General features: G+C 65.6%; 22 protein-coding genes. 14 read left to right on the plus strand and 8 right to left on the minus strand.

The window, feature by feature from the left end; all coding sequences use genetic code 11:
• Nucleotides 1-80 precede the first annotated feature (80 nt).
• Entirely contained in the window at nucleotides 81-1853 is a 1773-nt protein-coding gene (locus KO490_RS02640; protein ID WP_252726980.1) for an extracellular solute-binding protein, read from the minus strand.
• 332 nt (nucleotides 1854-2185) lie between these two features.
• Here KO490_RS02640 and KO490_RS02645 point away from each other — a divergent pair, with 332 nt between their 5' ends.
• Entirely contained in the window at nucleotides 2186-2968 is a 783-nt protein-coding gene (locus KO490_RS02645; RefSeq protein ID WP_303462991.1) for a 3-hydroxybutyrate dehydrogenase, read from the plus strand.
• An 88-nt stretch (nucleotides 2969-3056) separates the two neighbouring features.
• On the opposite strand, the gene KO490_RS02650 is transcribed toward KO490_RS02645, so the two are convergent.
• Both KO490_RS02650 and KO490_RS02655 read right to left on the minus strand, forming a co-directional pair.
• Nucleotides 3057-3386 carry a host attachment protein gene (locus KO490_RS02650; protein ID WP_216017857.1) on the minus strand — a complete coding sequence of 110 codons (330 nt, stop codon included), beginning with the start codon at nucleotides 3384-3386 and terminating at the stop codon, nucleotides 3057-3059.
• 39 nt (nucleotides 3387-3425) lie between these two features.
• Nucleotides 3426-4637, minus strand: coding sequence for a pyridoxal phosphate-dependent aminotransferase (locus KO490_RS02655; protein ID WP_216017858.1), 1212 nt, complete (start codon nucleotides 4635-4637; stop codon nucleotides 3426-3428).
• 81 nt (nucleotides 4638-4718) lie between these two features.
• On the opposite strand from KO490_RS02655, the gene KO490_RS02660 reads away from it, so the two are divergent.
• The 3 genes from KO490_RS02660 (at nucleotide 4719) to KO490_RS02670 (ending at nucleotide 5990) form a co-directional block, all read left to right on the plus strand.
• The gene (locus KO490_RS02660; protein WP_216017859.1) at nucleotides 4719-5063 is read left to right on the plus strand and encodes a helix-turn-helix transcriptional regulator; all 345 of its coding nucleotides are present in this window, start codon (nucleotides 4719-4721) and stop codon (nucleotides 5061-5063) included.
• A complete protein-coding gene (locus KO490_RS02665; protein ID WP_252726981.1) occupies nucleotides 5056-5364 on the plus strand; it encodes a succinate dehydrogenase assembly factor 2 in 309 nt (102 codons plus the stop codon). The genes KO490_RS02660 and KO490_RS02665 overlap by 8 nt, the downstream gene beginning before the upstream one ends.
• A gap of 143 nt (nucleotides 5365-5507) precedes the next feature.
• Nucleotides 5508-5990, plus strand: a complete 483-nt coding sequence (locus KO490_RS02670; RefSeq protein WP_216017860.1) for a MarR family winged helix-turn-helix transcriptional regulator — start codon at nucleotides 5508-5510, stop codon at nucleotides 5988-5990.
• A gap of 36 nt (nucleotides 5991-6026) precedes the next feature.
• On the opposite strand, the gene KO490_RS02675 is transcribed toward KO490_RS02670, so the two are convergent.
• On the minus strand, nucleotides 6027-6455 hold the full coding sequence (locus KO490_RS02675; RefSeq protein ID WP_216017861.1) for a VOC family protein: 429 nt from the start codon (nucleotides 6453-6455) through the stop codon (nucleotides 6027-6029).
• 114 nt (nucleotides 6456-6569) lie between these two features.
• Between KO490_RS02675 and thyX the strand changes: the two genes are divergently transcribed.
• The 7 genes from thyX to phoB all read left to right on the plus strand — a co-directional run bounded on the left by thyX (nucleotide 6570) and on the right by phoB (nucleotide 13558).
• On the plus strand, nucleotides 6570-7475 hold the full coding sequence (gene thyX, locus KO490_RS02680) for an FAD-dependent thymidylate synthase (RefSeq protein ID WP_216017862.1): 906 nt from the start codon (nucleotides 6570-6572) through the stop codon (nucleotides 7473-7475).
• 139 nt (nucleotides 7476-7614) lie between these two features.
• Nucleotides 7615-8682: a substrate-binding domain-containing protein gene (locus KO490_RS02685; RefSeq protein ID WP_216017863.1), complete on the plus strand. Its 1068-nt coding sequence runs from the start codon at nucleotides 7615-7617 to the stop codon at nucleotides 8680-8682.
• A 73-nt stretch (nucleotides 8683-8755) separates the two neighbouring features.
• Nucleotides 8756-9961, plus strand: a complete 1206-nt coding sequence (gene pstC / locus KO490_RS02690) for a phosphate ABC transporter permease subunit PstC (protein ID WP_216017864.1) — start codon at nucleotides 8756-8758, stop codon at nucleotides 9959-9961.
• Nucleotides 9958-11313, plus strand: a complete 1356-nt coding sequence (gene pstA, locus KO490_RS02695; protein WP_216017865.1) for a phosphate ABC transporter permease PstA — start codon at nucleotides 9958-9960, stop codon at nucleotides 11311-11313. Before pstC ends, pstA begins: the two co-directional genes overlap by 4 nt.
• A gap of 21 nt (nucleotides 11314-11334) precedes the next feature.
• Nucleotides 11335-12132 (plus strand): phosphate ABC transporter ATP-binding protein PstB, encoded by a 798-nt coding sequence (pstB, locus tag KO490_RS02700; RefSeq protein ID WP_216017866.1) that lies wholly within the window; start codon nucleotides 11335-11337, stop codon nucleotides 12130-12132.
• Nucleotides 12133-12151: 19 nt separating this feature from the next.
• A complete protein-coding gene (phoU, locus tag KO490_RS02705; protein ID WP_216017867.1) occupies nucleotides 12152-12865 on the plus strand; it encodes a phosphate signaling complex protein PhoU in 714 nt (237 codons plus the stop codon).
• A gap of 3 nt (nucleotides 12866-12868) precedes the next feature.
• Nucleotides 12869-13558 carry a phosphate regulon transcriptional regulator PhoB gene (gene phoB, locus KO490_RS02710; RefSeq protein WP_216017868.1) on the plus strand — a complete coding sequence of 230 codons (690 nt, stop codon included), beginning with the start codon at nucleotides 12869-12871 and terminating at the stop codon, nucleotides 13556-13558.
• A gap of 35 nt (nucleotides 13559-13593) precedes the next feature.
• Here the strand turns inward: phoB and KO490_RS02715 are convergent, their stop codons facing one another.
• From KO490_RS02715 to KO490_RS02730, 4 genes are read right to left on the minus strand one after another with little or no spacing between them, the layout of a single operon-like run.
• Nucleotides 13594-14649 (minus strand): glycosyltransferase family 4 protein, encoded by a 1056-nt coding sequence (locus tag KO490_RS02715; RefSeq protein WP_216017869.1) that lies wholly within the window; start codon nucleotides 14647-14649, stop codon nucleotides 13594-13596.
• On the minus strand, nucleotides 14646-15524 hold the full coding sequence (locus KO490_RS02720; RefSeq protein WP_216017870.1) for a lysylphosphatidylglycerol synthase transmembrane domain-containing protein: 879 nt from the start codon (nucleotides 15522-15524) through the stop codon (nucleotides 14646-14648). Before KO490_RS02720 ends, KO490_RS02715 begins: the two co-directional genes overlap by 4 nt.
• The gene (locus KO490_RS02725; RefSeq protein WP_252726982.1) at nucleotides 15521-17080 is read right to left on the minus strand and encodes a sulfatase-like hydrolase/transferase; all 1560 of its coding nucleotides are present in this window, start codon (nucleotides 17078-17080) and stop codon (nucleotides 15521-15523) included. Before KO490_RS02725 ends, KO490_RS02720 begins: the two co-directional genes overlap by 4 nt.
• The gene (locus tag KO490_RS02730) at nucleotides 17077-17823 is read right to left on the minus strand and encodes a CDP-alcohol phosphatidyltransferase family protein (RefSeq protein WP_216017872.1); all 747 of its coding nucleotides are present in this window, start codon (nucleotides 17821-17823) and stop codon (nucleotides 17077-17079) included. Before KO490_RS02730 ends, KO490_RS02725 begins: the two co-directional genes overlap by 4 nt.
• 283 nt (nucleotides 17824-18106) lie before the next feature.
• Here KO490_RS02730 and KO490_RS02735 point away from each other — a divergent pair, with 283 nt between their 5' ends.
• The 3 genes from KO490_RS02735 to KO490_RS02745 are packed head-to-tail and all read left to right on the plus strand — an operon-like array spanning nucleotide 18107 to nucleotide 23863.
• Nucleotides 18107-21184, plus strand: a complete 3078-nt coding sequence (locus KO490_RS02735) for a response regulator (RefSeq protein ID WP_303462992.1) — start codon at nucleotides 18107-18109, stop codon at nucleotides 21182-21184.
• Nucleotides 21181-22044 carry a protein-glutamate O-methyltransferase CheR gene (locus KO490_RS02740; protein ID WP_216017874.1) on the plus strand — a complete coding sequence of 288 codons (864 nt, stop codon included), beginning with the start codon at nucleotides 21181-21183 and terminating at the stop codon, nucleotides 22042-22044. Before KO490_RS02735 ends, KO490_RS02740 begins: the two co-directional genes overlap by 4 nt.
• A complete protein-coding gene (locus tag KO490_RS02745; RefSeq protein ID WP_216017875.1) occupies nucleotides 22034-23863 on the plus strand; it encodes a response regulator in 1830 nt (609 codons plus the stop codon). Before KO490_RS02740 ends, KO490_RS02745 begins: the two co-directional genes overlap by 11 nt.
• Nucleotides 23864-23964: the final 101 nt, after the last annotated feature.

A 23964-nucleotide genomic window follows, 5' to 3' on the forward strand; every position in this document is an offset into this window, starting at 1 on the left:
GATATCCTCGCCGACACCTGCGACGGTGTTGCAGCCAGCCAACGTTGCGCAGGCCAGAATCGTAACCCACAAGATCCGCATCAGTTCGCCTCCTGCCACCAAACATCCGGCATGAAGCCGGGCCAATCTCCGTAAACCGGGATGTAATCAGGGTATTTCAGCCGTGAATCATGGGCCAGCCGCGAAACGGGCGAATAGTTCACAGGTATGACATAACGCCCCGCCGTCAGGACACGGTCCAGTGCGCGCACCGCCGCGACATAGTCGTCGGGATCGGTGGCGGCGGCCATGGCGTCGATCGCGGCTTCGGCGGCGGAGCTGTCCATCCCCATCCAGTTGCGGCTGCCCGGTTCGGTCACGCCCGACGCCCCCCAATAGAGCCGCTGTTCATTGCCGGGCGACAGCGACAGCGCGCGTTCGTACCAGGCCATGTCGAAGGCATAGTTGTTGGTGCGCTGGATGAACTGCGCAGAATCCAGCATCGTGACGGTCGGACGGATGCCCAGGGGGCGCAGGGCCTCGACGAAGATGTTGACCATCTGAAGCACTTCGGACCCGCCGCGCATGGCGCTGCCGTTCTGGTTCAGCAGGATCTCGAAGGTGAAGGGGCGACCGTTCGCGTCGACCATGCGGCCGTCCTGGATGGTCCAGCCCGCCTCCTCCATCAGGGCCATGGCGCGGCGGATCGCTGCACGGTCCATCGCCCGCTCGGCGCCTTCGGGCAGGGAATAACCCTCGATCGCGCCGGGGGGCAGGGTATCGGCAAAGGGTTCCAGCAGTTCGGCCTGCCGGCCAGCCGCAGCCCCGTGATCCATCGCAAGGTAGCTGTTCGAGAAATAGGACGTGATCCGCGGATCGCCCCCGCCATTCAGGATGCGGTTGATGAAGCGGAAATTGAACATCTCGATCATCGCCTGGCGGACCTGCCAGTCGTCGAAGATCGGGTTGCGGGTGTTCATGACCAGCCCCATGATCCCCGAGGGGCGTTCCTGCGGGATCTCGGACAGGGTCACGTCGCCGCGCCGCACGGCGGGAAAGTCGAACTCGCTCTGCCATTTCTGGGCCGACAATTCGCGCCAGACATCGACCTCGCCGGCCTTGAAGGCCTCGAACATGGCGTTCCCGTCGGCGAAATAGTCGTAGCGGATCGCGTCGAAATTATGCAGGCCCGCATTCAGGGGCAGGTCGGCCCCCCAATAGTCCGGGTTCTTGCGGAAGGTGATCGAGCGCCCCGGATCGACCGCGTCGATGACATAGGGGCCGCTGCCGATGGGGGGGTCCAGGCTGGACTGGGTGAAATCCTGCCCCTCGTACTGGGCCTTCTTCAGGATGGGGCGCATGCCCATCAGAAGGGGCAGTTCGCGGTCGATCTCGGTGAAGGTGAAGCGGATGCTGCGCGGGCCGGTCTTCTCCAGCTTCTCGACCTTGGACCAGGCGCCCAGGTATCGCGGATGCCCCTGGGTGCCCAATGTCTCATAGCTCCAGATCACGTCGTCCAGCGTGACCGGGCTGCCATCCGAGAATCGGGCTTCGGGACGCAGGGTGAATTCGACCCAGGACCGGTCGGGGGCGACATCGACGCTCTCGGCCAGAAGCCCATAGAGGGTGAACGGCTCGTCTATGGACCGCATCATCAGGGACTCGGTCACGTGGACGCCCACGCCCCAGGCGGGATTGCCCTTCAGGACCCACGGTTTCAGGCTGTCGAAGCCGCCCGGTTCGGCCAGACGAATCGTGCCGCCAGACGGCGCTTCGGGGTTCGCATAGGGCAGATGGTCGAAATCGGCCCCAAGCGCGGGTTCTCCATAGATTGCAATGCCATGTGCCGGATCGGCAAGGCTTGTCAGAGGCATTGCTGCAACACCGCAAAACAGCCCCACCGCAGCGGCCCGCAGCCGCGCTGACGCGGATTTGTTAAGGTTTTCGTAGATTCGCATTGCCTGCCGCCCCGAGCCTTCTTCTTTGGCAGCATTATCAACAGGCTTGGGAGGGGTGCGTCAACCGAACCGGCAAGTTCGGTGTTGGACTCGGGCGGTTAGTCGCGTATAAATAACTCACTGCTCGATAGGTTTCTTGCCTGTATGAAACCTGCCTCATGACTTGCGCCCGCCTTGTGCGGGCGCCTTTTTTTTCTCATGCTGCAACCGCGAAGGGCATTCCGCCCATCCACAGCAGGAGGTTTCCCGTGTTCGAGAAGTTCCTTGGCGGCAAGACCGCCGTCATCACAGGTTCCAATTCCGGCATTGGTCTGGGCGTCGCCGAACGCCTTGCGCGGGCAGGGGCGGATGTCGTCCTGAACAGCTTCACCGACCGGGACGAGGATCACGCCCTGGCCGAGAAGATCGCCGCCGAACACGGCGTGACCGCGCGCTATATCAAGGCGGACATGTCCAAGGCCGAGGAATGCCGGGCATTGGTCGAACAGGCGGGCCGCTGCGACATCATCGTGAACAATGCGGGGATCCAGCATGTCGCGGCGATCCCCGATTTCCCGACCGAGAAATGGGATGCGATCATCGCGATCAACCTCAGCTCGGCCTTCCATACCATCGCCGCGGCCCTGCCGATGATGCGACAGGCCGGATGGGGCCGTGTTATCAACATCGCGTCCGCGCATGGCCTGACCGCCAGTCCCTACAAATCGGCCTATGTCGCGGCCAAGCATGGCATCGTCGGGCTGACCAAGGTGACGGGGCTGGAAACTGCGCGCGATCCGATCACCGCCAACGCGATCTGTCCGGGCTATGTCCATACCCCGCTGGTCGAGGCGCAGATCCCCGACACGATGCAGAAATACGGGATGGAGCGTGACGAGGTGATCGAGAAGGTCATTCTTGAACGACAGCCCTCCAAGGAATTCGCGACGACCGACCAGTTGGGCGATACGGCCGTGTTCCTGTGCAGCGACGCTGCCGCCCAGATCACCGGCACGACCATCAGCGTCGATGGCGGGTGGACGGCCTTGTGAAGGTTCCGCGCGGCGTCGGGGAACTGGCATTCTGGCTGCTGGGCGTCCCCTTGGGGGGCGTCCTGCTGATGGCGTTGCTTGCGCAGCTTCAGTGAAGCGCAAGCGCCGCCGCCTCGGGGCGGGGCTCTATCGCCTCGGCGATCTCTCGGCGCAGGCGGAACTGCAGTTCCTTGTGGTAAAGCTTGCGCAGCTTCTCCAAAGCACCGGGTTCGGCGATGATCGCGATATCGTCGAACCGATGCTGGCACGCCAGCACGTTCAGGTGATGGGCCAGCGCCTCGATGAAGCGATCCGTGGCCCCCTCGATCGGGTCGAGGGTTCCCGATGGTTGCAGATGCAGCCCGTGATGCGAGACATTACGGAACAGCGTGGCAGAGCGGCCGTCAGCGACGACCACCATGGCGTCATGTGGCAGCATTTCAGGTCTCCAATACAGGCTTGCAGACCCAACGCGCCATCACGCGGGTAAGTTGCAGCCCTCGCAGAAGCGGCGGATGCGGGAGACGGCTTCGCGCAGCTGTTCGTCCGAGGTGGCATAGCTGATCCGGAAATGCGGCGACAGACCGAAGGCCGCGCCGAAGACCACAGCCACGCCTTCCTCGTCCAGCAGCGCATTGGCAAATGCCTCGTCGTCGTCGATGCGCGTGCCTGCGGCCGTGGTCGCCCCGATCAGCCCCGCGATCGAGGGATAGACATAGAACGCCCCCTGCGGCACAGGGCATTCGATGCCCGGGCATTCGTTCAGGCCCGCCACGACCAGATCGCGGCGGCGCTGGAACACCTCGCGGCTGTCGCGGATGTAATCCTGCGGCCCGGTCAGCGCGGCTTCCGCGGCGAACTGGCTGATGGAACTGGGGTTCGAGGTGGATTGCGACTGCAGCTTGGCCATCGCCGCGATCAGCGGGCGGGGACCCGCGCCATATCCGATGCGCCAGCCGGTCATGGCATAGGCTTTGCTGACGCCGTTCATGGTCAGCACGCGGTCCTTCAGCGCGGGTTCGACCTGCGCAGGCGTGCAGAATTCGAACCCGTCGAAGACCAGGTGCTCGTAGATGTCGTCGGCCAGCACCCAGACATGGGGATGGCGCAGCAGCACCTCGGTCAGGGCCTTCATCTGCGCATGGTCGTATCCCGCGCCCGACGGGTTCGAGGGCGAGTTCAGGATCAGCCATTTGGTGCGCGGCGTGATCGCGGCCTCGAGCGCCTCGGGGGTCAGGCGGAAGCCCGCGTCGATGGTGCAGGGAACGACGACCGGTTTCCCGCCCGCCAGCAGCACCATGTCGGGATAGCTGACCCAGTAGGGCGCGGGGATGACCACCTCGTCGCCATCGTCCAGCGTGGCCATCAGCGCGTTGAACAGGATCTGCTTGCCGCCCGTGCCGACCGTGACCTCGGCCGGGGTATAATCCAGGCCGTTCTCGCGGGCGAACTTGTCCACGATCGCGCGTTTCAGCGACGGCGTGCCGTCCACGGCGGTATATCGGGTCAGGCCACGGTCGATCGCCTGCTTGCCTGCCTCGCGCACGTTTTCGGGCGTGTCGAAATCGGGTTCGCCCGCCGACAGGCCGATGATGTCGCGGCCTTCCGCGCGCAGTTCCGCGGCGCGGGTGGTCATCGCGATGGTGGGCGAGGGCTTGATCCGGGCAAGCCGGTCGGAAATGAGGGCCATGGTCGCTGTCTCGTCGGTTTGAACTGCGGGCCGGACTGGCTTACGCTGCCGGGCATCATGCCACAAGCAGGGATCCCGTTCATGAACAGCTATGCCGATCAGGTCGCGACATTGGGCGATCGACTGACAGCGGCGCGCGAAGGTGCGGACCTGGGGGTCGCGCAGCTGGCCGAGGAACTGGGCATCCGCACCGACACGCTGGAGGGCTGGGAGGTCGATCAGGCCGAACCGACTGCCAGCCTGATGGGACGGATCGCCACGCTGACCGGCGTTTCGCTGGTTTGGCTGTTGACGGGCGAGGGGTCGGGGCCCCAAGACACCGCGGCGGGCGCGGCCCTCCGGGCCGAGCTGACCGAGCTGCGTCGCATCCTTGCCGATGCCAGCGCCCGCGTTGAACGATTGCAGGAGGCCCTTGGCAATGTCTGACACATCCGAGCCGCGCGAATACCGGCTGAAGAGGCTGCACATGCGCAGCTGGCGGCGAGGCATGAAGGAGATGGACCTGATCCTGGGCCATTTCGCCGATGACGGGCTGGACCGCCTGACCGACGACCAGCTGGACCTGTATGAACGCATGATGGGCGAGAACGATCAGGACCTGTATCTGTGGATCACCGCCCGCATCGGGACGGACAGCCCGGTCGATCGCGGAGCGCCCGATCTGCTGGTTCCGATGCTTGATCTGATCGCCGATCACGCCGCTGCGCGCTTTGCCGCGGAAAAATAATTCGGTCGCACCGCTGAAAAATCGGCGGCGTTAACCGTCGGTTGTCTTTCCCGTGTCAGTCATGTGGCATGACGCACAGGACAGGACGATCAGATCCAATGCTTGCTCCAGCACATCGTGACCCGCTTCCGTCGGCGGCCAGCATGGCCGAAGCCGCCGGCATCTCGGAAATGACCGAGGCTTACCTGGAATCGCTGCAGATCCTCGAACGGATGCACCGGCTGATGCTGGATCTCATCAAGGACGAGTTCGAGCGTTTGCGCCGCGCGGATCTGACGCCCGTGCAGGCGATGATCCTCTACAATCTCGGCAGTGCCGAGGTGACGGCGGGCGAACTGCGCTCGCGCGGGATGTACCAGGGCTCGAATGTCAGCTACAATCTCAAGAAGCTCGTGGCGATGGGTTATGTCCACCACGAACGCTGCGACATGGACCGCAGATCGGTCCGCGTGCGCCTGACCCCCGAGGGGCAGGAGGTCCGCAATGCGGTCCACGCGATGTTCCTTCGCCATGCCGAGGGACTGGCGATGTCGGGCGTGCTGGAGGATCCGCCGCTGGATCAGGTGAACCTGCAATCGCGCCGGATCGAACGGTTCTGGTCCGAGCAGATCCGCTACATCTACTGACGCCGCCCGCCTTTCGGGCGGACGGCGCGGGCGACCTTACCAGTGGCCGGTATTCTCCATGCTGGCCCAGGGTTCCTGCGGGGGCAGGTGGTCGCCTTCCTGCAGGATCTCGATCGAGATGTTGTCGGGGCTGCGCACGAAGGCCATGTGCCCGTCGCGGGGTGGGCGGTTGATGGTGACGCCCGCATCCATCAGCCTCTGGCACATTTCGTAGATGTTGCCGACGCGGTAGGCCAGATGACCGAAATGGCGGCTGTCCGAGGGCAGCCCCTCGTCGCCATCCCAGTTCCAGGTCAGTTCGACCGGGCATTCGGGCTGGCCCGGAGGCGCCATGAAGACCAGCGTGAAACGACCTTTCTCGTTCTCGATCCGGCGCGTCTCTTCAAGGCCCAGCAGGCGAAAGAACTCCATGGTCCTGTCCAGGTCCTTCACGCGCACCATCGTGTGCAGATAGCGGATATCCATCGTCGTCTCCTTGGTTCCGATTGCGCGCAGGCTCTCATGTCGGGTCATGGTCGGCAAGCTTGCGATCCGGGCCCCGATGCGGCAAATGGCACAGACCAGCCAGAAAGGACCGCCATGCCCCTGACCCCGGAACAGCAGGCCGAGATCGACGCCCTGCGCGAAGCCCCGCAACAGACGCTGCGTGCCACGGTTCCCGGCATGGAAAAGCATCTCTATGTCGCGCACCAGGTGCTGGATCACGGGCTGGTGCGGGTCATCGACTACATGGGCGACGATTCTGCCATCTGCCAGGCCGCGCGGGTCAGCTATGGCCGCGGCACGAAATCGGTTCAGAACGACGAGGGGCTGATCCGCTATCTGATGCGGCACTGGCATTCGACCCCGTTCGAGATGTGCGAGGTCAAGTTCCACGTCAAGCTGCCGGTCTTCGTGGCCCGCCAGTGGATCCGCCACCGGATGGCCAACGTGAACGAATATTCGGCGCGCTATTCGATCCTCGACCGCGAATTCTACATCCCCGCGCCTGATCAGCTGGCCGCGCAATCCAGCCAGAACCACCAGGGCCGGGGTGACATCCTGCAGGGCGACGAGGCGCAGCGCGTGCTGGACCTGCTGCGCGACGATGCCATGCGGTCCTACGACCATTACGAGAGCATGCTGAGCAATGACGGCCAGCAGGGCCTGGCGCGCGAACTGGCACGGATGAACCTGCCCGCCAACATCTATACCCAGTGGTACTGGAAGACGGATCTGCACAACCTGCTGCATTTCCTGCGCCTTCGCGCCGACAGCCATGCCCAGTACGAGATCCGCGTCTACGCCGAGAAGATGTGCGACATCGTGGCGGACTGGGTTCCCGCGGCCTTCAACGCCTTCCGCGACTATCGCATGGATGCCGTCAGCCTGTCGGCGCAGGCCGCTGCCGTGCTCAAGCGCCGCCTTGCGGGCGAGGTGGTGACCCAGGAACAATCCGGCATGGGTGCGCGCGAATGGCGCGAGTTCACCGAACAGTGGGGCTGAACCCGCGGCCAGGATCGCGTCGCGGTTGATCGACACCCCCAAAAGGCCCCCTTTCGCGATGTGCTTGCATCCGAAAGGGGGCCTTGTCACCTTACTGTCACAATTCTCATACATAGGCGTCACATTGGGGGTCTAGGGCATGCCCCATGCGAAACTCTTCCTGCATCGGAGACAGCAAGTGAAAACTTTCGGCCTTACCGCTACCGCAATTTCGGTGATCGCGCTTTCGGCATCGGCTGCCGCAGCCCGTGACCAGATCCAGGTTGCCGGTTCCTCGACCGTGCTGCCCTACGCGACCATCGTGGCCGAAGCCTTCGGCGAGAACACCGACTATCCGACCCCGGTCGTCGAATCGGGCGGCTCGTCGGCAGGTCTGAAGAAGTTCTGCGAAGGCGTCGGCGAGAACACGATCGACATCGCCAACTCGTCGCGCCAGATCAAGGAAAGCGAAATCGAGGCCTGCGCCGCCGCCGGCGTCGACGAGATCATCGAAGTCCGCATCGGCTATGACGGGATCGTCTTCGCCAACGCATCCGAAGGCCCGGAATTCGCCTATACCCCGGCCGACTGGTTCAACGCCCTGGCAGCCCAGATCGTGGTCGATGGCCAGATCGTCGAGAACACCAACAGCAACTGGAACGAAGTGAACCCGGACCTGCCCGAGCAGGAGATCCTGGCATTCGTTCCAGGCACCAAGCACGGCACCCGCGAAGTCTTCGAGGAGAAGGTCATCCTGGCTGGCTGCGAGGAATCGGGCGCCATGGAAGTCTTCATGGCCGAGATGGCCGACGAGGATGCCGCCGAGACCGCCTGCATGTCGCTGCGCACGGACGGTCGTTCGGTCGATATCGACGGCGACTACACCGAGACCCTGTCGCGCATCGAAAGCGCCGCGAACGGCATCGGCGTGTTCGGGCTGTCCTTCTACGAAAACAACATGGACAAGCTGAAGGTCGGCACCATGTCGGGCGTCACCCCCTCGACCGAGACCATCGCCTCGGGCGAATACCCCGTGTCGCGTCCGCTGTTCTTCTACGTCAAGAAGGCACATATCGGCACGATCCCGGGTCTTGAGGAATACGCCTCGTTCTTCGTCGCCGACGAGCTGGCAGGCCCGGACGGCCCGCTGGCCCAGTACGGCCTGGTGTCGGACCCGGAACTGGCCGCGACGCAGGACGCCGTCGCGAACCAGGAAACCATCCAGTAATCGACCATCGGCGGCGCGGCACCGGTCGCGCCGCCAGTCCTTCCCCCCATGCTTTGACGCAAGGAAACGCCTTATGCCGTTGTCCTGGGCACTTATCGCCAGCCTGATCCTGGCCATCGCCGGCTATTTCGCCGCGCGAGGCCGGGCTTTTGCCGCTGCCGGCCCCGATATCCGCCGCCTGCACAGCCGACCCACCTATCACGGCTACAGCGTTGCCCTGACGACCCTGGCACCGGCCCTTGCGATCATGGTCATCGCCTCTTTCCTGCGCATGACGGGCGTGCTGGCCGAACAGGCGGGCGCCTATGTGGGGCTTGTCGTCACGGCCGCGGCCGTGGTCGGTCTGGTCTGGGGGCTGACCCGCATCGGGATCGAATACAAGGCCCGCAACACGGTCGAACGTATCGTGCTGGGCCTGCTGATCCTGTGTTCGACCATCGCCATCCTGACCACCGCGGGCATCGTCCTGTCGCTGGTCTTCGAGACTGGGCATTTCTTCCAGAAGTACAGCTGGACCGAATTCTTCTTCGGCACCAACTGGACGCCGCGCTTCCAGGGAAATTCGAACCTGGGTGTGCTGCCGCTTCTGTGGGGCACGCTCTATATCAGCCTGATCGCGCTGCTGGTGGCCGTGCCCATCGGGATGTTCGCCGCGATCTACATGTCCGAATACGCCAGCAAGCGCGTGCGGGGCATCGCCAAGCCCGCGATCGAGATGCTGGCCGGCATTCCGACCATCGTCTACGGCCTTTTCGCGCTTATCACCGTGGGCCCGATGCTGCGCGACTATTTCGCCCAGCCGCTGGGCCTGGGCAACTCGGGCGCATCGGTGCTGACGGCGGGCCTCGTGATGGGGATCATGCTGATCCCCTTCGTCAGCTCTTTGTCGGACGACATCATCAACGCGGTGCCGCAATCGCTGCGTGACGGCGCGCTGGGGCTGGGGTCCACCCCGTCCGAGACGATCAAGCAGGTCGTCCTGCCCGCCGCCCTTCCGGGCATCGTGGGCGCCGTCCTGCTGGCCGCCAGCCGCGCCATCGGCGAGACGATGATCGTCGTCTTGGGGGCAGGGGCCGCCGCCCGGATGAGCCTCAATCCCTTCGAGGCCATGACCACGATCACCGTCAAGATCGTCAGCCAGCTGACCGGCGACAACGACTTCGCCGCCCCCGAGACGCTGGTCGCATTCGCCCTGGGTCTGACGCTGTTCGTCATCACCCTCGCCCTGAACATCGTCGCGCTCTACATCGTGCGCAAGTATCGCGAGCAGTACGAATGACCGATTTTCCGATGCCCTCGGACGCGTCGCGCAAGCCGTCCAAATCCTCGCTGCTGGTGGCCGATGCCCGCACCCGCAAGCGCAACGCCGCCGAGAAACGCTTTCGTGCCTATGGCGCGGGTGCCATCGCCATCGCCATGCTGGCGCTGGTCATCCTGCTGACCACGATCATCGGCGGCGGTGCGGGCGCGTTCCGCCAGACCTATCTGTCGATCCCCGTGGCGCTGGACGCCGAGGTTCTGGACCCCAAGGGCAACCGCGACCCGGCCGAGATGTCTAAGGTGCTGACCCTGTCCTATGGCCGCGTCCTGGACGCCGCCGTGGTCGAGGCCGTCAAGGCCAACGGGATCGAGATCGACGGTCTGACCCCCAAGGACATGAGCGGCCTCATCTCGAAGGAGGCATCGGCCCAGCTGCGCAACCGCGTGCTGGCCGATCCCGAGCTGCTGGGACAGACGGTCGACGTGAACGTCCTGGTGAACGGCCGTGTCGACGGCTATTTCAAGGGTCGCGTCACGATGGAAAGCGCGGCGGCCGACGGCAACACCTCGCCCGAGCAGCTGAAGCTGGCCAACGTCCTCAAGGAGGGTGGCATGCTGGTCACGCGCTTCAACTGGGATTTCGTGACCAATCCCGACGCGTCCGACCAGCGCCCCGAGGCCGCGGGCGTGGGCGTGGCGATCCTCGGTTCGCTCTACATGATGCTGGTGGTGCTATTCCTTGCCGTGCCGATCGGCGTCGCCGCCTCGATCTATCTCGAGGAGTTCGCGCCCAAGAACCGCTGGACCGACATCATCGAGGTGAACATCTCGAACCTGGCGGCGGTGCCCTCAATCGTCTTCGGCATCCTGGGCCTTGCGGCCTTCATCAACTTCGCGGGCCTGCCGCAATCGGCACCCATCGTCGGCGGCCTCGTGCTGACGCTGATGACGCTGCCCACGATCATCATCTCGACCCGCGCGGCGCTGAAGGCGGTTCCGCCCTCGATCCGCGACGCGGCACTGGGGGTCGGCGCATCGAAGATGCAGTCGGTGTTCCACCACGTCCTGCCGCTGGCCATGCCGGGCATCCTGACGGGCACGATCATCGGCTTGGCGCAGGCCCTGGGCGAAACGGCGCCGCTGCTGCTGATCGGCATGGTGGCCTTCGTCCGCGAATTCCCGGGCGCCCCGCTCGAGGGGCTGTTCGACCCGGCCACGGCGCTTCCGGTGCAGATCTACAACTGGACGCAACGTGCCGATCCGGCCTTCATCGAACGGGCATCCGGTGCCATCATCGTTCTGCTGGTGTTCCTGCTTTGCATGAACGTCCTTGCCGTCATCCTTCGCCGCCGCTTCGAGCGCCGCTGGTGATCCCGGCCGAAAGGAAGAAAAATGTACGACACTAATCGATTGGAGAACGCCGTGGGCCAGGACGACATCAAGATCTCGGCGCGTAAGGTTCAGGTCTTCTACGGTGACAAGCACGCGATCAAGGATGTCGACGTGGACATCCAGGACAAGACCGTGACCGCGTTCATCGGCCCCTCGGGCTGCGGCAAGTCGACCTTCCTGCGCTGCATCAACCGCATGAACGACACGATCCCGATCGCCCGGATCGAGGGCGACATCAAGCTGGACGGCGAGGATATCTACGACAAGCGCGTGGATCCGGTTCAGCTGCGCGCACGCATCGGCATGGTGTTCCAGAAGCCGAACCCCTTCCCGAAATCGATCTATGACAACGTGGCCTATGGCCCCCGCATCCACGGCCTGTCGCGCAACCGCGCCGAGCTGGACGAGATCGTCGAACGTTCGCTGCGCGGCGCGGCCCTGTGGAACGAGGTCAAGGACCGCCTGCAGGAACCGGGCACCGGCCTGTCGGGCGGTCAGCAGCAGCGCCTGTGCATCGCGCGTGCCGTCGCCACCAGCCCCGAGGTGCTGCTGATGGACGAGCCCTGCAGCGCGCTGGACCCCATCGCCACCGGCCAGGTCGAGGAACTGATCGAACAGCTTCGCCAGGAATTCTCGGTCGTGATCGTGACCCATTCGATGCAGCAGGCCGCACGTGTCAGCCAGAAGACCGCCTTCTTCCACCTGGGCAACCTGGTCGAATACGGCGATACCGACGACATCTTCACCAAACCGCAGGACAGCCGGACCGAAGCCTACATCTCGGGCCGCATCGGCTGAACGCGCGAAAGGACAGGACATGAACCGCGACAAGCATATCTCGTCGGCCTTCGACCGCGACCTGGAGACCATCCAGGCACTGGTCGTGAAGATGGGCGGCATGGTCGAGGCCGCCATCACGGATGCCGCCACCGCGCTGGATTCCCGCGACGAGGAGCTGGCAGAGGACGTCCGCCGCAGGGACAAGTCCATCGATGCGCTGGAAATGCAGATCAACGAAGGCGCGGCGCGGCTGATCGCGCTGCGCGCCCCCACGGCGACCGACCTGCGCATGGTGCTGGCCGTGATGAAGATCGCCGCCTCGTTGGAGCGTGTGGGCGATTTCGCCAAGAACATGGCCAAGCGGTCGAACGTCCTGGCCCAGCTGCCCGCGATCGACGGCGCGGGCATGGCGCTGCGCCGGATGAGCCATGCGGTCAGCAAGATGCTGCAGGATGCGCTCGACAGCTATATCCGCCGCGATGCCGACCTGGCCGAGGACGTGCGCCAGCGCGATCTGGAGGTGGACCAGATGTACAACGCCCTGTTCCGCGAATTCCTGACCCACATGATGGAAGACCCGCGCAACATCACGGCCTGCATGCATCTGCATTTCATCGCCAAGAACGTCGAGCGGATGGGCGACCATGCCACCTCGATCTGCGAGCAGGTGATCTATCTGGTCACCGGCGAGCTGCCCGACGAGGCGCGTCCCAAGGCCAACAGCGTTCCGCTGATCGCGGACGAGGCCTGAGCCATGGCGCGTCAGGCCCCTTGCGTTCTGGTCGTCGAGGATGAGGGCGCGCAGCGCGAGGTTCTGCAATACAACCTCGAGGCCGAGGGCTTCGAGGTTGTCGTCGCCGACAACGGCGAGGACGCGCTGCTGCTGGTGCAGGAGGAACAGCCCGACCTGATCGTGCTGGACTGGATGCTGCCCCGGGTTTCGGGCATCGAGGTCTGCCGTCAGGTCAAGGCCGATCCCGCCACGCGCCAGATCCCCATCATCATGCTGTCCGCGCGCAGCGAAGAGGTGGACCGTGTCCGCGGCCTGGAAACGGGTGCGGACGATTACGTCGTCAAACCCTATTCCGTGGTCGAGCTGATGGCCCGCCTGCGCACCCAGCTGCGCCGGACCCGTCCGGCCAGCATGGGCGAGAGGCTGAGCTTCGGGGACATCCTTCTGGATGCTGCCGAACACCGCGTCTTTCGCGCGGGGTCGCCCCTGCATCTGGGTCCGACCGAGTTCCGGCTGCTGTCCACGCTGATGGAGAAGCCCGGCCGCGTCTGGACGCGAGAGCAGCTGCTGGACCGCGTCTGGGGGCGTGACATCTATGTCGACACGCGCACCATCGACGTTCATGTCGGCCGCCTGCGCAAGGCTCTGATGCAGAACGGTGGCGACAACCCGGTCCGCACCGTGCGCGGAACCGGATATTCCCTGGGCTAGGGTATCGGGCGGGGCGCGCGATGCGCCCTGCCGCCTCAGTCGATGCCTTCCAGCGCCATGCCGACGGTTCGCGCCGTGTCGTGCCAATCGGGCAGGTCGCGCCCCGCCATCCACGCGGCCTCTGCCATCCGATCGCGGCGGGCATCGTCCTGCAGCAGCTGGCGCAGCGCCTCGGACAGTTCGGCGATGTTTTCGGGCGCGACGAGGATGCCCGCATCGCCCGGCACCGTATCCGGGACGGCTCCGACGCGGGTGCTGACGATGGGCACTCCATGGGACAACGCCTCGTCGAAGACGATGCCATACCCTTCGTAGCGGGTCGCCAGCGTGAAGATCGAGGCGCGGGAATACAGGTCCTGCAGCCGTGCATCATCCACCCGCCCCGCAAGGTCCACGCGATCCGCGAACCAGGAAGCGGCGATCTGATCCTTCAGCATGCGGACGTGATCGTCATCCCACGGGTTGCCCGCGATCACTGCCCGCCACTCCATATCCGTCAGCCTTGCCAGTGCCGCCAGCAGCAGGTCGTGCCCCTTGCGCGGGTGCAGGATGCCGACCGACAGGATCAGCGGTGGTGTCCGGTGCCGGGCCGGTGCCGCGGCGCGCGCCTGCGTGCCGGGACGCGCAACGGTGATCCGATCCGCTGCGACGTCATAGCGGTCGATCAGCATCTGGCGGGTATGCGGGCTGGGAACCAGGATATGGCGCACCAGCCGCAGGTTGCCGCGTTCGGTCGTGAACAGGTGCTGGCGCAGATCGGCGGGCAGGGCGCTTTCCTGCGCCAGCGGGTGGTGGATCATCGCGACCATCGGCGCTGCCACCCGTTTCAGTTCATCCGTGCGTAGCGCGCCCAGGGCCAAACCGTCGATGATGGCGATGCGGCCGGGGTCGATGCCCTGCAATGCCTTCGTGGCATGGGCCATCTGCGCGTCATCGGGCGTCGGAAAGCTGTCGGCCAGGGACAGCACCTGCATGTCGCGCCCCGCCAGCCGCAGATGCTCGACCAGGTTGCGGTCATAGAGATAGCCGCCGGTCACGGTCTCGATATTGCCAGGAAGCACGAAGGTCGTGGGTCTTTGATGTGAAGTCATGTCCTCGTCCGGGTCAGGGCGACGGTTTCGGCACGCAGGATCACCGCGATGCCGGGCAATGTGGCGGTCAGAAAGACCAGCCCGAAACAGAGACTGGCCGCAAGACCCGCCTCGGGGGTGGCGCCGATCAGCGGGAACATCGCGGCGGCGGCCCCCTCGCGAAGGCCCCAACCCGCCACGGTGACGGGCAGGATCATGGTCAGCAGGATCAGCGGCACGACGATGGCGGCCTCGGCGGGCGCAAGTCCGGTGCCCGTCGCATGGGCGGCAAAGGCGAAGCCCGCGATGTTCAGTGCAGCGATCCCGATGTTCAGCCCGATCTGAAGCGGCAGCATCCGGGCCGAGGTGACGGCTGCATGGATCGCATCGCGGGCGGTCCGCATCGCGACAAGGGCCGCAAGCGCCGCCAGCAGCGCGGCGCCCTCGATCGCCATGCGCAAACCCTGCGGCAGGCGCAGATCATGGGGCAGGGCCAGCGCTGTCAGCAGAATGGCCAGCAGGGCCACCTGACCCAGGCCACGCTCGATCGCGACGGCGGCACCTGCACGGCGCAGCCCACCATCACCGCGCGCCCGCAGCGCGCGTCCAGCATCGCCGACCACGCCCCCGGGCAGCGACTGGTTCACGATCTGCGCAAGGTAATATTCCGATACGGCCCGGCCTAATGGGATACCCTGGCCAAGCGCACGCGCCGTGATCTGCCAGCGCAGCGCCGACAGCAGCGTCTGGGCCGTCAATGCGGCCAGCGCCGCGACCAGCCAGCGCGGATCCGCAGCCGCCAGCAGCCCGACCGCCTGCCGCCCGTCCAGCCCCCACCACAACAGCGACAGGATGCACAGGGCCGCAATGAATTGAAGGCTGCGACGGACATTCATGCCGGGGGCGGTTCCCTGCGACCCGAGAAGGCATTCAGGAACCACATGCGGAAATCCTCCATCGGGTGGGCGGGGCTGGCCTTGGGTGGGATCAGGCCGGAATGCAGGCCCCAACTGGCGGTCAGGTCGACCAGTTCCGCAGGCCCGATGACATGGATCGGCACCTCGTGCCGTTCGTCCAGCCCGATCGAGCTTGCCGCCTGGTGGTCCCCGACCAGCACCAGAAGCGGCGGATCATCGGCATGCCGCAGCGCGTATCCGGTGACGACCCGCAGGATATAGTCGATGGATTTCGCGTATTGCTCGCGCACCCGTTCCCGGTCGCGCCAGACCTCTCTCGGGGTGTCGCCGGATGTGGCCATCGCGTCGAACTGGCGCCCGTCGGTGATGCCGTTCCAATCGACCATGTCGGGGATGGGCACCCAGGGGGCATGGGACGAAATAAGCGCGACCTGCGCAAAGAGATGGCGGGGATCGCCGTCGTCCAGCAGCCGGTCCATCGCGATCATGGTGAACTGATCGGGCATCGTGACCCAGTTGAAGGGCTGGCCACGATACTGCAATGCCTCGGCATCCAGGACGCTGTGGAAGCCCATCTCCTGCGCCTCGGGCCAGGGGCGGGTGATGGCGGGCATGACCGCCGCCGTGCGGAAACCCGCATCCTGCGCGATATGGAACAGGGTCCGCCGGCCGCTGGCCAACGCCGCGCGATACCGCGTCTGTCCGTCGATCCGCAGCCCGTTCGCCAGCGTCGCATGGGCCAGCCAGCTTTGCCCGCCATGGGTGGGCGATGTCAGGAACCCCGAACGCATCGCGATCCCGGCATCGGTCAGGCGCGACTGGGCATCCTGCAGGATGGGCAGATGGCGCGACGCAAATCGCTGCGTGTCGAAGCTGGTCCTGCCATAGCTTTCGAGGAAGACGATGACCACGTCCCGGTCAATCCGGGCCAGCGGCGCCTCGATGGCCAGCGCCTTGTCCTGCTGCGCGGCCACGCGGAAATCGGCAAGTTGGGTCAGGGTATCGCGGGCGGTCGCGATCTGTCGCGCGGCATAGCTGCCCAGAAGCGGGGCGGGTTGCAGCGCGAAGGCGGCTCCGGTGATCAAGACGACTGGAACGGCGGCGATCCGGGGCAGGCGCTGCCAGACGCCGAACGCCCACCAGAGCACCGCGAATATGGCGCAGGTCAGCAGAATTGCCGCGATCACGGTCGCCACGGCCCCGATCGTGCCCACGGACCCCGCGATCAAGCGCAACGACGCATCGATCAGCGGGATGTCGGCCACGATGTTGAACCGCCGCCCAAGGCTGAGCGTCATGGCGATGTCGGCAATCTTCAAGACCGTCAGGCCCCCGATGACCACCACCAGGACCGCTTGAAGCGAACGCGCGGCAAACCCTCGCCCCAGCAGGATCAGCGCAGCGATGCCGATTGCCAGCTCGGGGGCAGGGCGCGCCCATGTTGCGGGGCGGAAGGCGTCGGGCGCGGAAGGCAGCGCGACGATCGCGTGCAGTGTCAGGACGGACAGGATCAGGATGGGCAGCCGTCTGATCAACGATGTCTCCAGAGCCAGATGGCATCCGTGCCGAAGGACCATATCAGCGCGCCCGCCGCAATCCGTCCGATGATGATGCCCGCATCCGGCGACACCATCGGCAATTGCAGCAGGATCAGCGCACCCAGTTGCATCACGCAGATCGCCTTGCGCAGGAAGCTGGGCGGCAGGGGCTGGCGGAACGCATGATGGCAGATGCCCGCCAGCACGAAGAGGTAGCGCATGACGCCCAGCAGCAGGACCTCGGGGCCGATGGGACTGCCCACCAGCGCGTGCAGCGACAGGACGAGGGCCAGCGCGGCATCCACCTCCATGTCGAAACGCGCGCCGAATTCCGAAGACAGGCCGCTGCGGCGGGCAAGCCAGCCGTCGATGCCGTCCATGATCAGGGCGATGCCCGCGACGCTGGCAACCCACCATCCTGCGGGATTGCCAGCGATCAGCGGAACGATCAGCGCGACCGTCAGCGCCGTTCGCATCAGCGTCACGGCATTGCATCCGCCAAACACGCGATGGGGGTAATGCCAGCGCATCAGCTGCGCGATGCCTGCACCTGTCAGGGCGAAGATCGCCATCCCGACGCTGGCCGCCGCGGCAGTGCCCAGAAAGGTGCCCACGGTGGCCGTCAGAACCAACCCCGCGATCAGCGCGACGGGCAGCCCCTTGGGCAGTCGGCCATCACCCACATGCATCAGGGCAGGTCTTCGCAGGTAAGAGATGATCGGCACGGCGAAGATCGGCATGGGGGTGGCCTGTCAAATTGGCATGGCGGTTCGGCTGAACTTATCCCGACTGAACGTATCTTGGTGGCACGATGTTCCGCCAAGCCTTGTGTGCGGACTGCGGCGAATGGGCGCGTCTCTCGACATGGAAGGGCAACGGGTATATGCCGTTTCGAACCGCCCCGGATGACGACCGGGCGGCGAATTTTCGAAAATTTCCGAAATTCTACTGAACCAAACCGACCGTTCGGGGTTTGCGTTATGCAGTCGTTTGTCCTGATGAGGCGTTAATACAGGAATGTCCGTGAATTCCAAGGATCTGACCATTTTCGGGGCGGTCTTCGCCTCGTTGCTTGTGTTGCTGATAATCGAGCCGAACGTGCCGCTCGGGACCGCCGTCTGGCTGGGTTACGCCATTCCGCTGGCGCTGTCCTTTGCCAGCCATCGCCAGTGGCTGCCGCCCATCGTGGCATTGGTCGCATGTGCTGGAATGGTCTATGGTTTCGCCGCGGACCGGACGGGCATCGATCCGCGCGTCGCCATGGTCAACCGCACGATGGCGGCTGCAATCTTCCTGACGCTGGGCGTGATGGGGCGGGCGCTGATCCGCAACCGGACCCGGCTGCTGCGCGACGAATGGACGAACGAGGCCCGCATCGACCTTGCCCGTGCGATCGAGGGTGAACTGTCGCCCGAAAAGCTGTCGCATCGCGTGTTGGAAACCCTGTCGCCGCGTATCGGGGCGCGGGCGGGGGTGCTCTATATCCGGCGTAACGGCATCTTCGAACGTGCATCGAACTGGGGCGTGGACGAGGACAGCCTGCCGGGCAAGATCATGCCGTCCGGTGGACATCTGGCGCGCTGCGTGTCCGAGGGACAGGCGCTGACCCTGCAGGTCAAGGCCGACGAGGCCATCGGCTGGGGGTCGGGGCTGGCACGGGGACGGGCCGCGCATACGCTTCTGATTCCGCTCAAGGATGGGCGTCAGGTCAATGGCGTGGTCGAGTTCGGTCTGGACCGGTTGCCCTCGGACCGGCTGGAACAGCTGGCCGACCTGATCTCGGAGCAGCTGGGCATCGGCGTGCGCACCGCCCTGATCCGTGAACAGGTTCAGGAACTTCTGGAAGAAACGCGCCGCCAATCCGAGGAACTGCGCAGCCATACCGAGGAACTGGCCGCCACGAACGAGGAGCTGGAGGAGCAGACCCGCGCGCTGCAGGACAGCCAGCAGCGGCTGGAGACCCAGCAGGCCGAGCTGGAACAGCAGAACGCCGAGCTGGAAGGTCAGACGCAGGAGCTGGAGGAACAGCGCGACGCCCTGGCCGGCGCCCGCCGCCTTCTGGAGGATCAGGCCGCCGAACTGGAACGCGAGAGCCAGTACAAATCCGAATTCGTCGCGAACATGTCGCACGAACTGCGCACGCCCTTGAACGCGCTCCTGATCATGTCGCGCCTTCTGGCCGAAAATCGCGGCCGCACCATGTCCGACGAACAGGTCCGTTGGGCCGAGACGATCGAAAGCTCGGGCAAGGATCTGCTGGCCCTGATCAACGACATCCTGGACCTGTCCAAGATCGAGGCGGGCAAGCTGGATCTTGCGCGCGATCATATCGACCCGTCGCAGCTGACCGACAAGTTGCTGCGCGGCTTCGAGGTGCAGGCGCGGTCGAAGGGGCTCAAGATCGCAGCCGAGATCGCACCCGATCTGCCGGTTTTCGAGACCGACCGCACGCGCCTGGAACAGATCCTGCGCAATTTCGTGTCCAACGCGCTGAAATTCACCGAGAAGGGCCGCATCACGCTGGCCATCACCCGTCACGGTCAGGAAATCGCCTTTGCCGTCAAGGATACCGGCATCGGCATCGACGCGGCGCAGCACGAGGCCGTGTTCGACGCTTTCCGGCAGGCCGACGGCACGATCTCGCGCCGGTTCGGCGGCACGGGGCTGGGGCTGTCCATTTCCCGCGAACTCGCGGACCTGCTGGGCGGGCGCATCACGCTGCACAGCACCCCGGGCGAGGGCAGCACCTTCACGCTGATCCTGCCCGCCACGCCCGTGCGCCAGCAATCCGCACCGGCCCCTGCGGCACGTCGCAACACGATGCCCGCGATGCAGGACGACGACGATACGGGCAGCCTGATGTTCCATGCCCTGCAGGGGATCGAGGACGACCGCGCCCAGATCACCGGCGACGACCGCGTGATGCTGGTGGTCGAGGATGACGTCGCATTCGCGCAGATCCTGCTGGACCTTGCGCGAGAGCTGGGCTTCCGCGCGGTCTGCGTGGGTCGCGCGGATGATGCCGTGCGGGCCGCGCGGCATTTCCTGCCCCATGCGGTCGTGCTGGACATGGGCCTGCCCGACCATTCGGGTCTGTCGGTCCTCGACCGCCTGAAGCGCGACACGCGTACGCGGCACATTCCCGTCCATGTCGTCTCGGCCGAGGATCGCACCAAGGAAGCTCTGGCCCAGGGTGCCATGAGCTACATGCTGAAACCGGTCGAGCGGGTCGAGCTGGCAAGTGCCATCCGCAACCTGGAGGCGCGGCTGGAAAGCCGTATGCGCCGGGTGCTGATCGTCGAGGACGACCCCGCCCAGATGGAAGGGCTGCGCGCGCTGCTGGCCAGCGACGAGGTCGAGACGATCGGGGCGGGCACCGCCGCCGAGGCGCTGAAGGTCTGCCGCAGCCAGACGATCGACTGCATCGTGCTGGACATGACGCTGCCGGATGCGTCCGGCTTCGATCTGCTGCAGCAGCTGGACGGCGACGGGATGGCCTCTTTCCCGCCGGTCATCGTCTATACCGCCCGTGCGCTGTCGGATGTCGAGGAACAGCGCCTGCGCCGCTATTCGAAATCCATCATCATCAAGGGCGCGAAATCGCCCGAACGCCTGATCAACGAGGTCACGCTGTTCCTGCACCAGGTCGTCACCGACCTGCCCGAGAAGCAGCGCGAGATGCTGGCCGCATCGCTCAGTCGCGACGCGCAGCTGGAAGGGCGGCGCATCCTCGTGGTCGAGGATGACATCCGCAACGTCTATGCCCTGACCGGCGTGTTCGAGCCGCACGGGGCCACGGTCCAGATCGCGCGGAACGGGCGCGAGGCGCTCGAAGCGCTCGGGCGCGTGGCGGACGGGGGCGCGCCATCCGTCGATCTTGTGCTGATGGACGTGATGATGCCCGAGATGGACGGCCTGACCGCCACGCGCGAGATCCGCCTGATGGACCGCTGGAAGTCGTTGCCGATCATCATGCTGACCGCCAAGGCCATGGCCGAGGATCAGAACCAGTGCCTTGCCGCTGGCGCGAACGATTACCTGCCCAAGCCCCTGGACGTGGACAAGCTGCTGTCGCTGGTCCGCGTATGGATGCCGCGATGAGCATCGATCCCGTTCCCGCAAGCCCGACCGAAGGGATCGAGCTGGACCTGTTCCTCGAGGCGCTGCACCGCAGGCATCATTTCGATTTCCGCGCCTACAGCCGCGCATCGCTGGCACGCCGTGCCGATATCGCGCGCGAGCGGCTGGGCTGCGCCACCCTGTCCGAGGCCCAGTCCCGCGTGCTTCACGACCCGGCGGTCCTGCCCGAGATCATCGACGCGATGACCGTGCAGGTCAGCGAGATGTTCCGCGATCCGTCCTATTACCTGTCGTTGCGGCGCGAGGTGATCCCCCATCTGCAGACCTATCCCTCGCTCAAGGTCTGGATCGCGGGCTGCGCGGACGGAGAGGAGGTCTATTCCATGGCCATCCTCTTTCACGAGGAAGGTCTTCTGGATCGCACGATGTTCTACGCGACCGAGATCAACCGCCGTGCCCTGGCACGGGCCGAGGCCGGGATCTACGATATCGACCGGCTGGCGGTCTTCTCGCGCAACTATCAGCAGGCGGGGGGCAAGGGGTCGCTGTCGGATTACTATACCGCGGCCTATGGGCGCGCGGCCATCGACAGGTGGCTTCGCCAGCGGGTGCTGTTCAGCGAACACAACCTGGCCAGCGACCAGGTGTTTTCGGAAATGCATCTGATTTCCTGCCGCAACGTGCTGATCTATTTCGACAATGCTCTTCAGGATCGGGCCATCGGCCTCTTCTCCGAGGCATTGACCCGAGGCGGGTTCCTCGGCCTCGGCGCACACGAGACGCTGCGATTCTCGTCCCATGCGCCGGGTTTCCAGGCCTTCGACGAACCCCAACGCATCTGGCGACGCAGCCCCCAATACGAGACGAGCCATGCCCGATAGACCGATCCGCTTCCTCATCGTCGACGACATCGCAGAAAACATCGCGGCGCTCGAGGCGCTGCTGCGTCGTGACGGGCTGGTCGTGGACCAGGCGCGTTCCGCCGCCGAGGCGCTGGAACTGATGCTGGTGCACGACTACGCGCTGGCCTTCCTCGACGTGCAGATGCCCGGAACCGACGGCTACGAGCTGGCCGAGCTGATGCGCGCGACCGAACGCACGCGCGGCGTGCCCATCATCTTCGTCACTGCGGCCGAGATGGACGAGGCCCGCCGTTTCCGCGGCTACGAGGCGGGCGCGGTCGATTACATCTTCAAGCCGATCGATCCGCTGATCCTGAAATCCAAGGCCGAGGTCTTCTATCGCATCGGTCGGCAGGCCAAGGATCTGCTGCGCCAGCGCGACGAGATGCAGGCCATCGCGCGTCACCGCGACCAGGTGGCGGCCCAATTGCGCGCCCATGTCGACAATTCGCCGCTGGCCTTCGTGGCGCTGTCGCCCGAATTGCAGGTGCGGGCCTGGTCGAAGGGCGCCGAACGCGCCTTCGGTCGCAGCGCCGCCGACATGCTGTCGCAATCCGCACGACAGCTGGGCTGGCTGGACGAGGACGGCGCCCGCCAGCTGACCGAATGGCTGGAGGCCGCGGACGAGGAAGCGCCGCGCTTCTCGACCGAGCTGATGCTGGATCACGCCGATATCGGACCGATCCCTTGCGAGGTCTACGGCTCGGTCCTGAACGACGGCTCGGGCAGCCCGTCCCTGTCGTTGCAGATCCTCGACATCACCGAACGCAAGCAGGCCGAAGAGGTGCGTTCCCTGCTGATCGGGGAATTGAACCACCGCATCAAGAACACGCTGGCCAATGTCCAGGCCATTTCCCGTCAGAGCCTGCGCCAGGCCTCCAGCCTGCCCGACTTCGAACAGAGCTTCGGCGGGCGACTGCAGGCGCTTGCGCGCGCCCATTCGATCCTGTCGGACGCCACCTGGGCCAGCGCGCCACTGGATCAGCTGATCGACGATCAGGTCAGTTCGGGGACGCTGGACGGCGACCGGCTGCATCGCGACGGCCCCTCGGTCGAACTGACGCCCGAGACGATGCTGCGCCTTGCCCTGACCCTGCACGAGCTGGGCACCAATGCCGCGAAATACGGCGCGCTGTCGGTTCCCGACGGGCAGGTCTATCTGAACTGGCAGCTGGACGGTCCGCGCCTGACCCTGATCTGGCGCGAGGAGGGCGGCCCCCCGGTCCATGCGCCAAGCGGTTCCGGCTTCGGGACGACCCTGATCACCGCCGTGGGCGGTGGCGATCCGCGCGCCGTCAGCGTGGAATGGCGCCCCGAGGGCGTGATCTGGACCATCCGCCTGGCCGATGGCGTGCGCCCGCAGCAATGCGCCGAACGCGAGCCCGCCCCCGAGGCCGCGCCCATGCATCACCGCGCCCAGACCCTGAGCGAGAGCCGCATCCTGCTGGTCGAGGACGAGCCCCTGGTCGCGCTGGACCTGCGCCACGAGCTGGAGGATGCGGGGGCCGAGGTCGTGGGCATCGCCCGCACCGTCCCCGAGGCGCTGGAGATGGCAGGGCAGGTGCAGGTTGATCTGGCGATCCTGGACGGGAACCTGAAGGGGCAGCCCGTGGACGAGGTCGCCGACCTGCTGTCACGCGGCGGCGTGCGCTTCTGCTTCCTGTCGGGATATGGCCGCGAACATCTGCCCCAGGGCCACGGCGCGGCCCCGCTGATCGAAAAGCCCTTCCGCCCCGATCACCTGCGCAGCGTGCTGAACGACCTGCTGGCCGAACCGCGCGCGACCGCCGCCGAATAAGAACGCCGTTCCGCGCAGGGCGGTGCGGTGCGGATCGTTCTTGCGCGCTGCTCGGGGCCCGCAGGACCGATTTTCCCGGGCAAGCCGCCGGTATCGGGTGG

Source organism: Paracoccus sp. C2R09, from assembly GCF_018860625.1.
In the GTDB taxonomy this organism is placed as follows: domain Bacteria; phylum Pseudomonadota; class Alphaproteobacteria; order Rhodobacterales; family Rhodobacteraceae; genus Paracoccus.

What these genes read in the sequence shown, in the direction of transcription:
- KO490_RS02640 (WP_252726980.1), bottom strand. Translation starts at nt 1,853, where the DNA reads ATGCCTCTGACAAGCCTTGCCGATCCGGCACATGGCATTGCAATCTAT.
- KO490_RS02650 (WP_216017857.1), bottom strand. Translation starts at nt 3,386, where the DNA reads ATGCTGCCACATGACGCCATGGTGGTCGTCGCTGACGGCCGCTCTGCC.
- KO490_RS02655 (WP_216017858.1), bottom strand. Translation starts at nt 4,637, where the DNA reads ATGGCCCTCATTTCCGACCGGCTTGCCCGGATCAAGCCCTCGCCCACC.
- KO490_RS02660 (WP_216017859.1), top strand. Translation starts at nt 4,719, where the DNA reads ATGAACAGCTATGCCGATCAGGTCGCGACATTGGGCGATCGACTGACA.
- KO490_RS02665 (WP_252726981.1), top strand. Translation starts at nt 5,056, where the DNA reads ATGTCTGACACATCCGAGCCGCGCGAATACCGGCTGAAGAGGCTGCAC.
- KO490_RS02670 (WP_216017860.1), top strand. Translation starts at nt 5,508, where the DNA reads ATGGCCGAAGCCGCCGGCATCTCGGAAATGACCGAGGCTTACCTGGAA.
- KO490_RS02675 (WP_216017861.1), bottom strand. Translation starts at nt 6,455, where the DNA reads ATGGATATCCGCTATCTGCACACGATGGTGCGCGTGAAGGACCTGGAC.
- thyX (WP_216017862.1), top strand. Translation starts at nt 6,570, where the DNA reads ATGCCCCTGACCCCGGAACAGCAGGCCGAGATCGACGCCCTGCGCGAA.
- KO490_RS02685 (WP_216017863.1), top strand. Translation starts at nt 7,615, where the DNA reads ATGCCCCATGCGAAACTCTTCCTGCATCGGAGACAGCAAGTGAAAACT.
- pstC (WP_216017864.1), top strand. Translation starts at nt 8,756, where the DNA reads ATGCCGTTGTCCTGGGCACTTATCGCCAGCCTGATCCTGGCCATCGCC.
- pstA (WP_216017865.1), top strand. Translation starts at nt 9,958, where the DNA reads ATGACCGATTTTCCGATGCCCTCGGACGCGTCGCGCAAGCCGTCCAAA.
- pstB (WP_216017866.1), top strand. Translation starts at nt 11,335, where the DNA reads ATGTACGACACTAATCGATTGGAGAACGCCGTGGGCCAGGACGACATC.
- phoU (WP_216017867.1), top strand. Translation starts at nt 12,152, where the DNA reads ATGAACCGCGACAAGCATATCTCGTCGGCCTTCGACCGCGACCTGGAG.
- phoB (WP_216017868.1), top strand. Translation starts at nt 12,869, where the DNA reads ATGGCGCGTCAGGCCCCTTGCGTTCTGGTCGTCGAGGATGAGGGCGCG.
- KO490_RS02715 (WP_216017869.1), bottom strand. Translation starts at nt 14,649, where the DNA reads ATGACTTCACATCAAAGACCCACGACCTTCGTGCTTCCTGGCAATATC.
- KO490_RS02720 (WP_216017870.1), bottom strand. Translation starts at nt 15,524, where the DNA reads ATGAATGTCCGTCGCAGCCTTCAATTCATTGCGGCCCTGTGCATCCTG.
- KO490_RS02730 (WP_216017872.1), bottom strand. Translation starts at nt 17,823, where the DNA reads ATGCCGATCTTCGCCGTGCCGATCATCTCTTACCTGCGAAGACCTGCC.
- KO490_RS02740 (WP_216017874.1), top strand. Translation starts at nt 21,181, where the DNA reads ATGAGCATCGATCCCGTTCCCGCAAGCCCGACCGAAGGGATCGAGCTG.
- KO490_RS02745 (WP_216017875.1), top strand. Translation starts at nt 22,034, where the DNA reads ATGCCCGATAGACCGATCCGCTTCCTCATCGTCGACGACATCGCAGAA.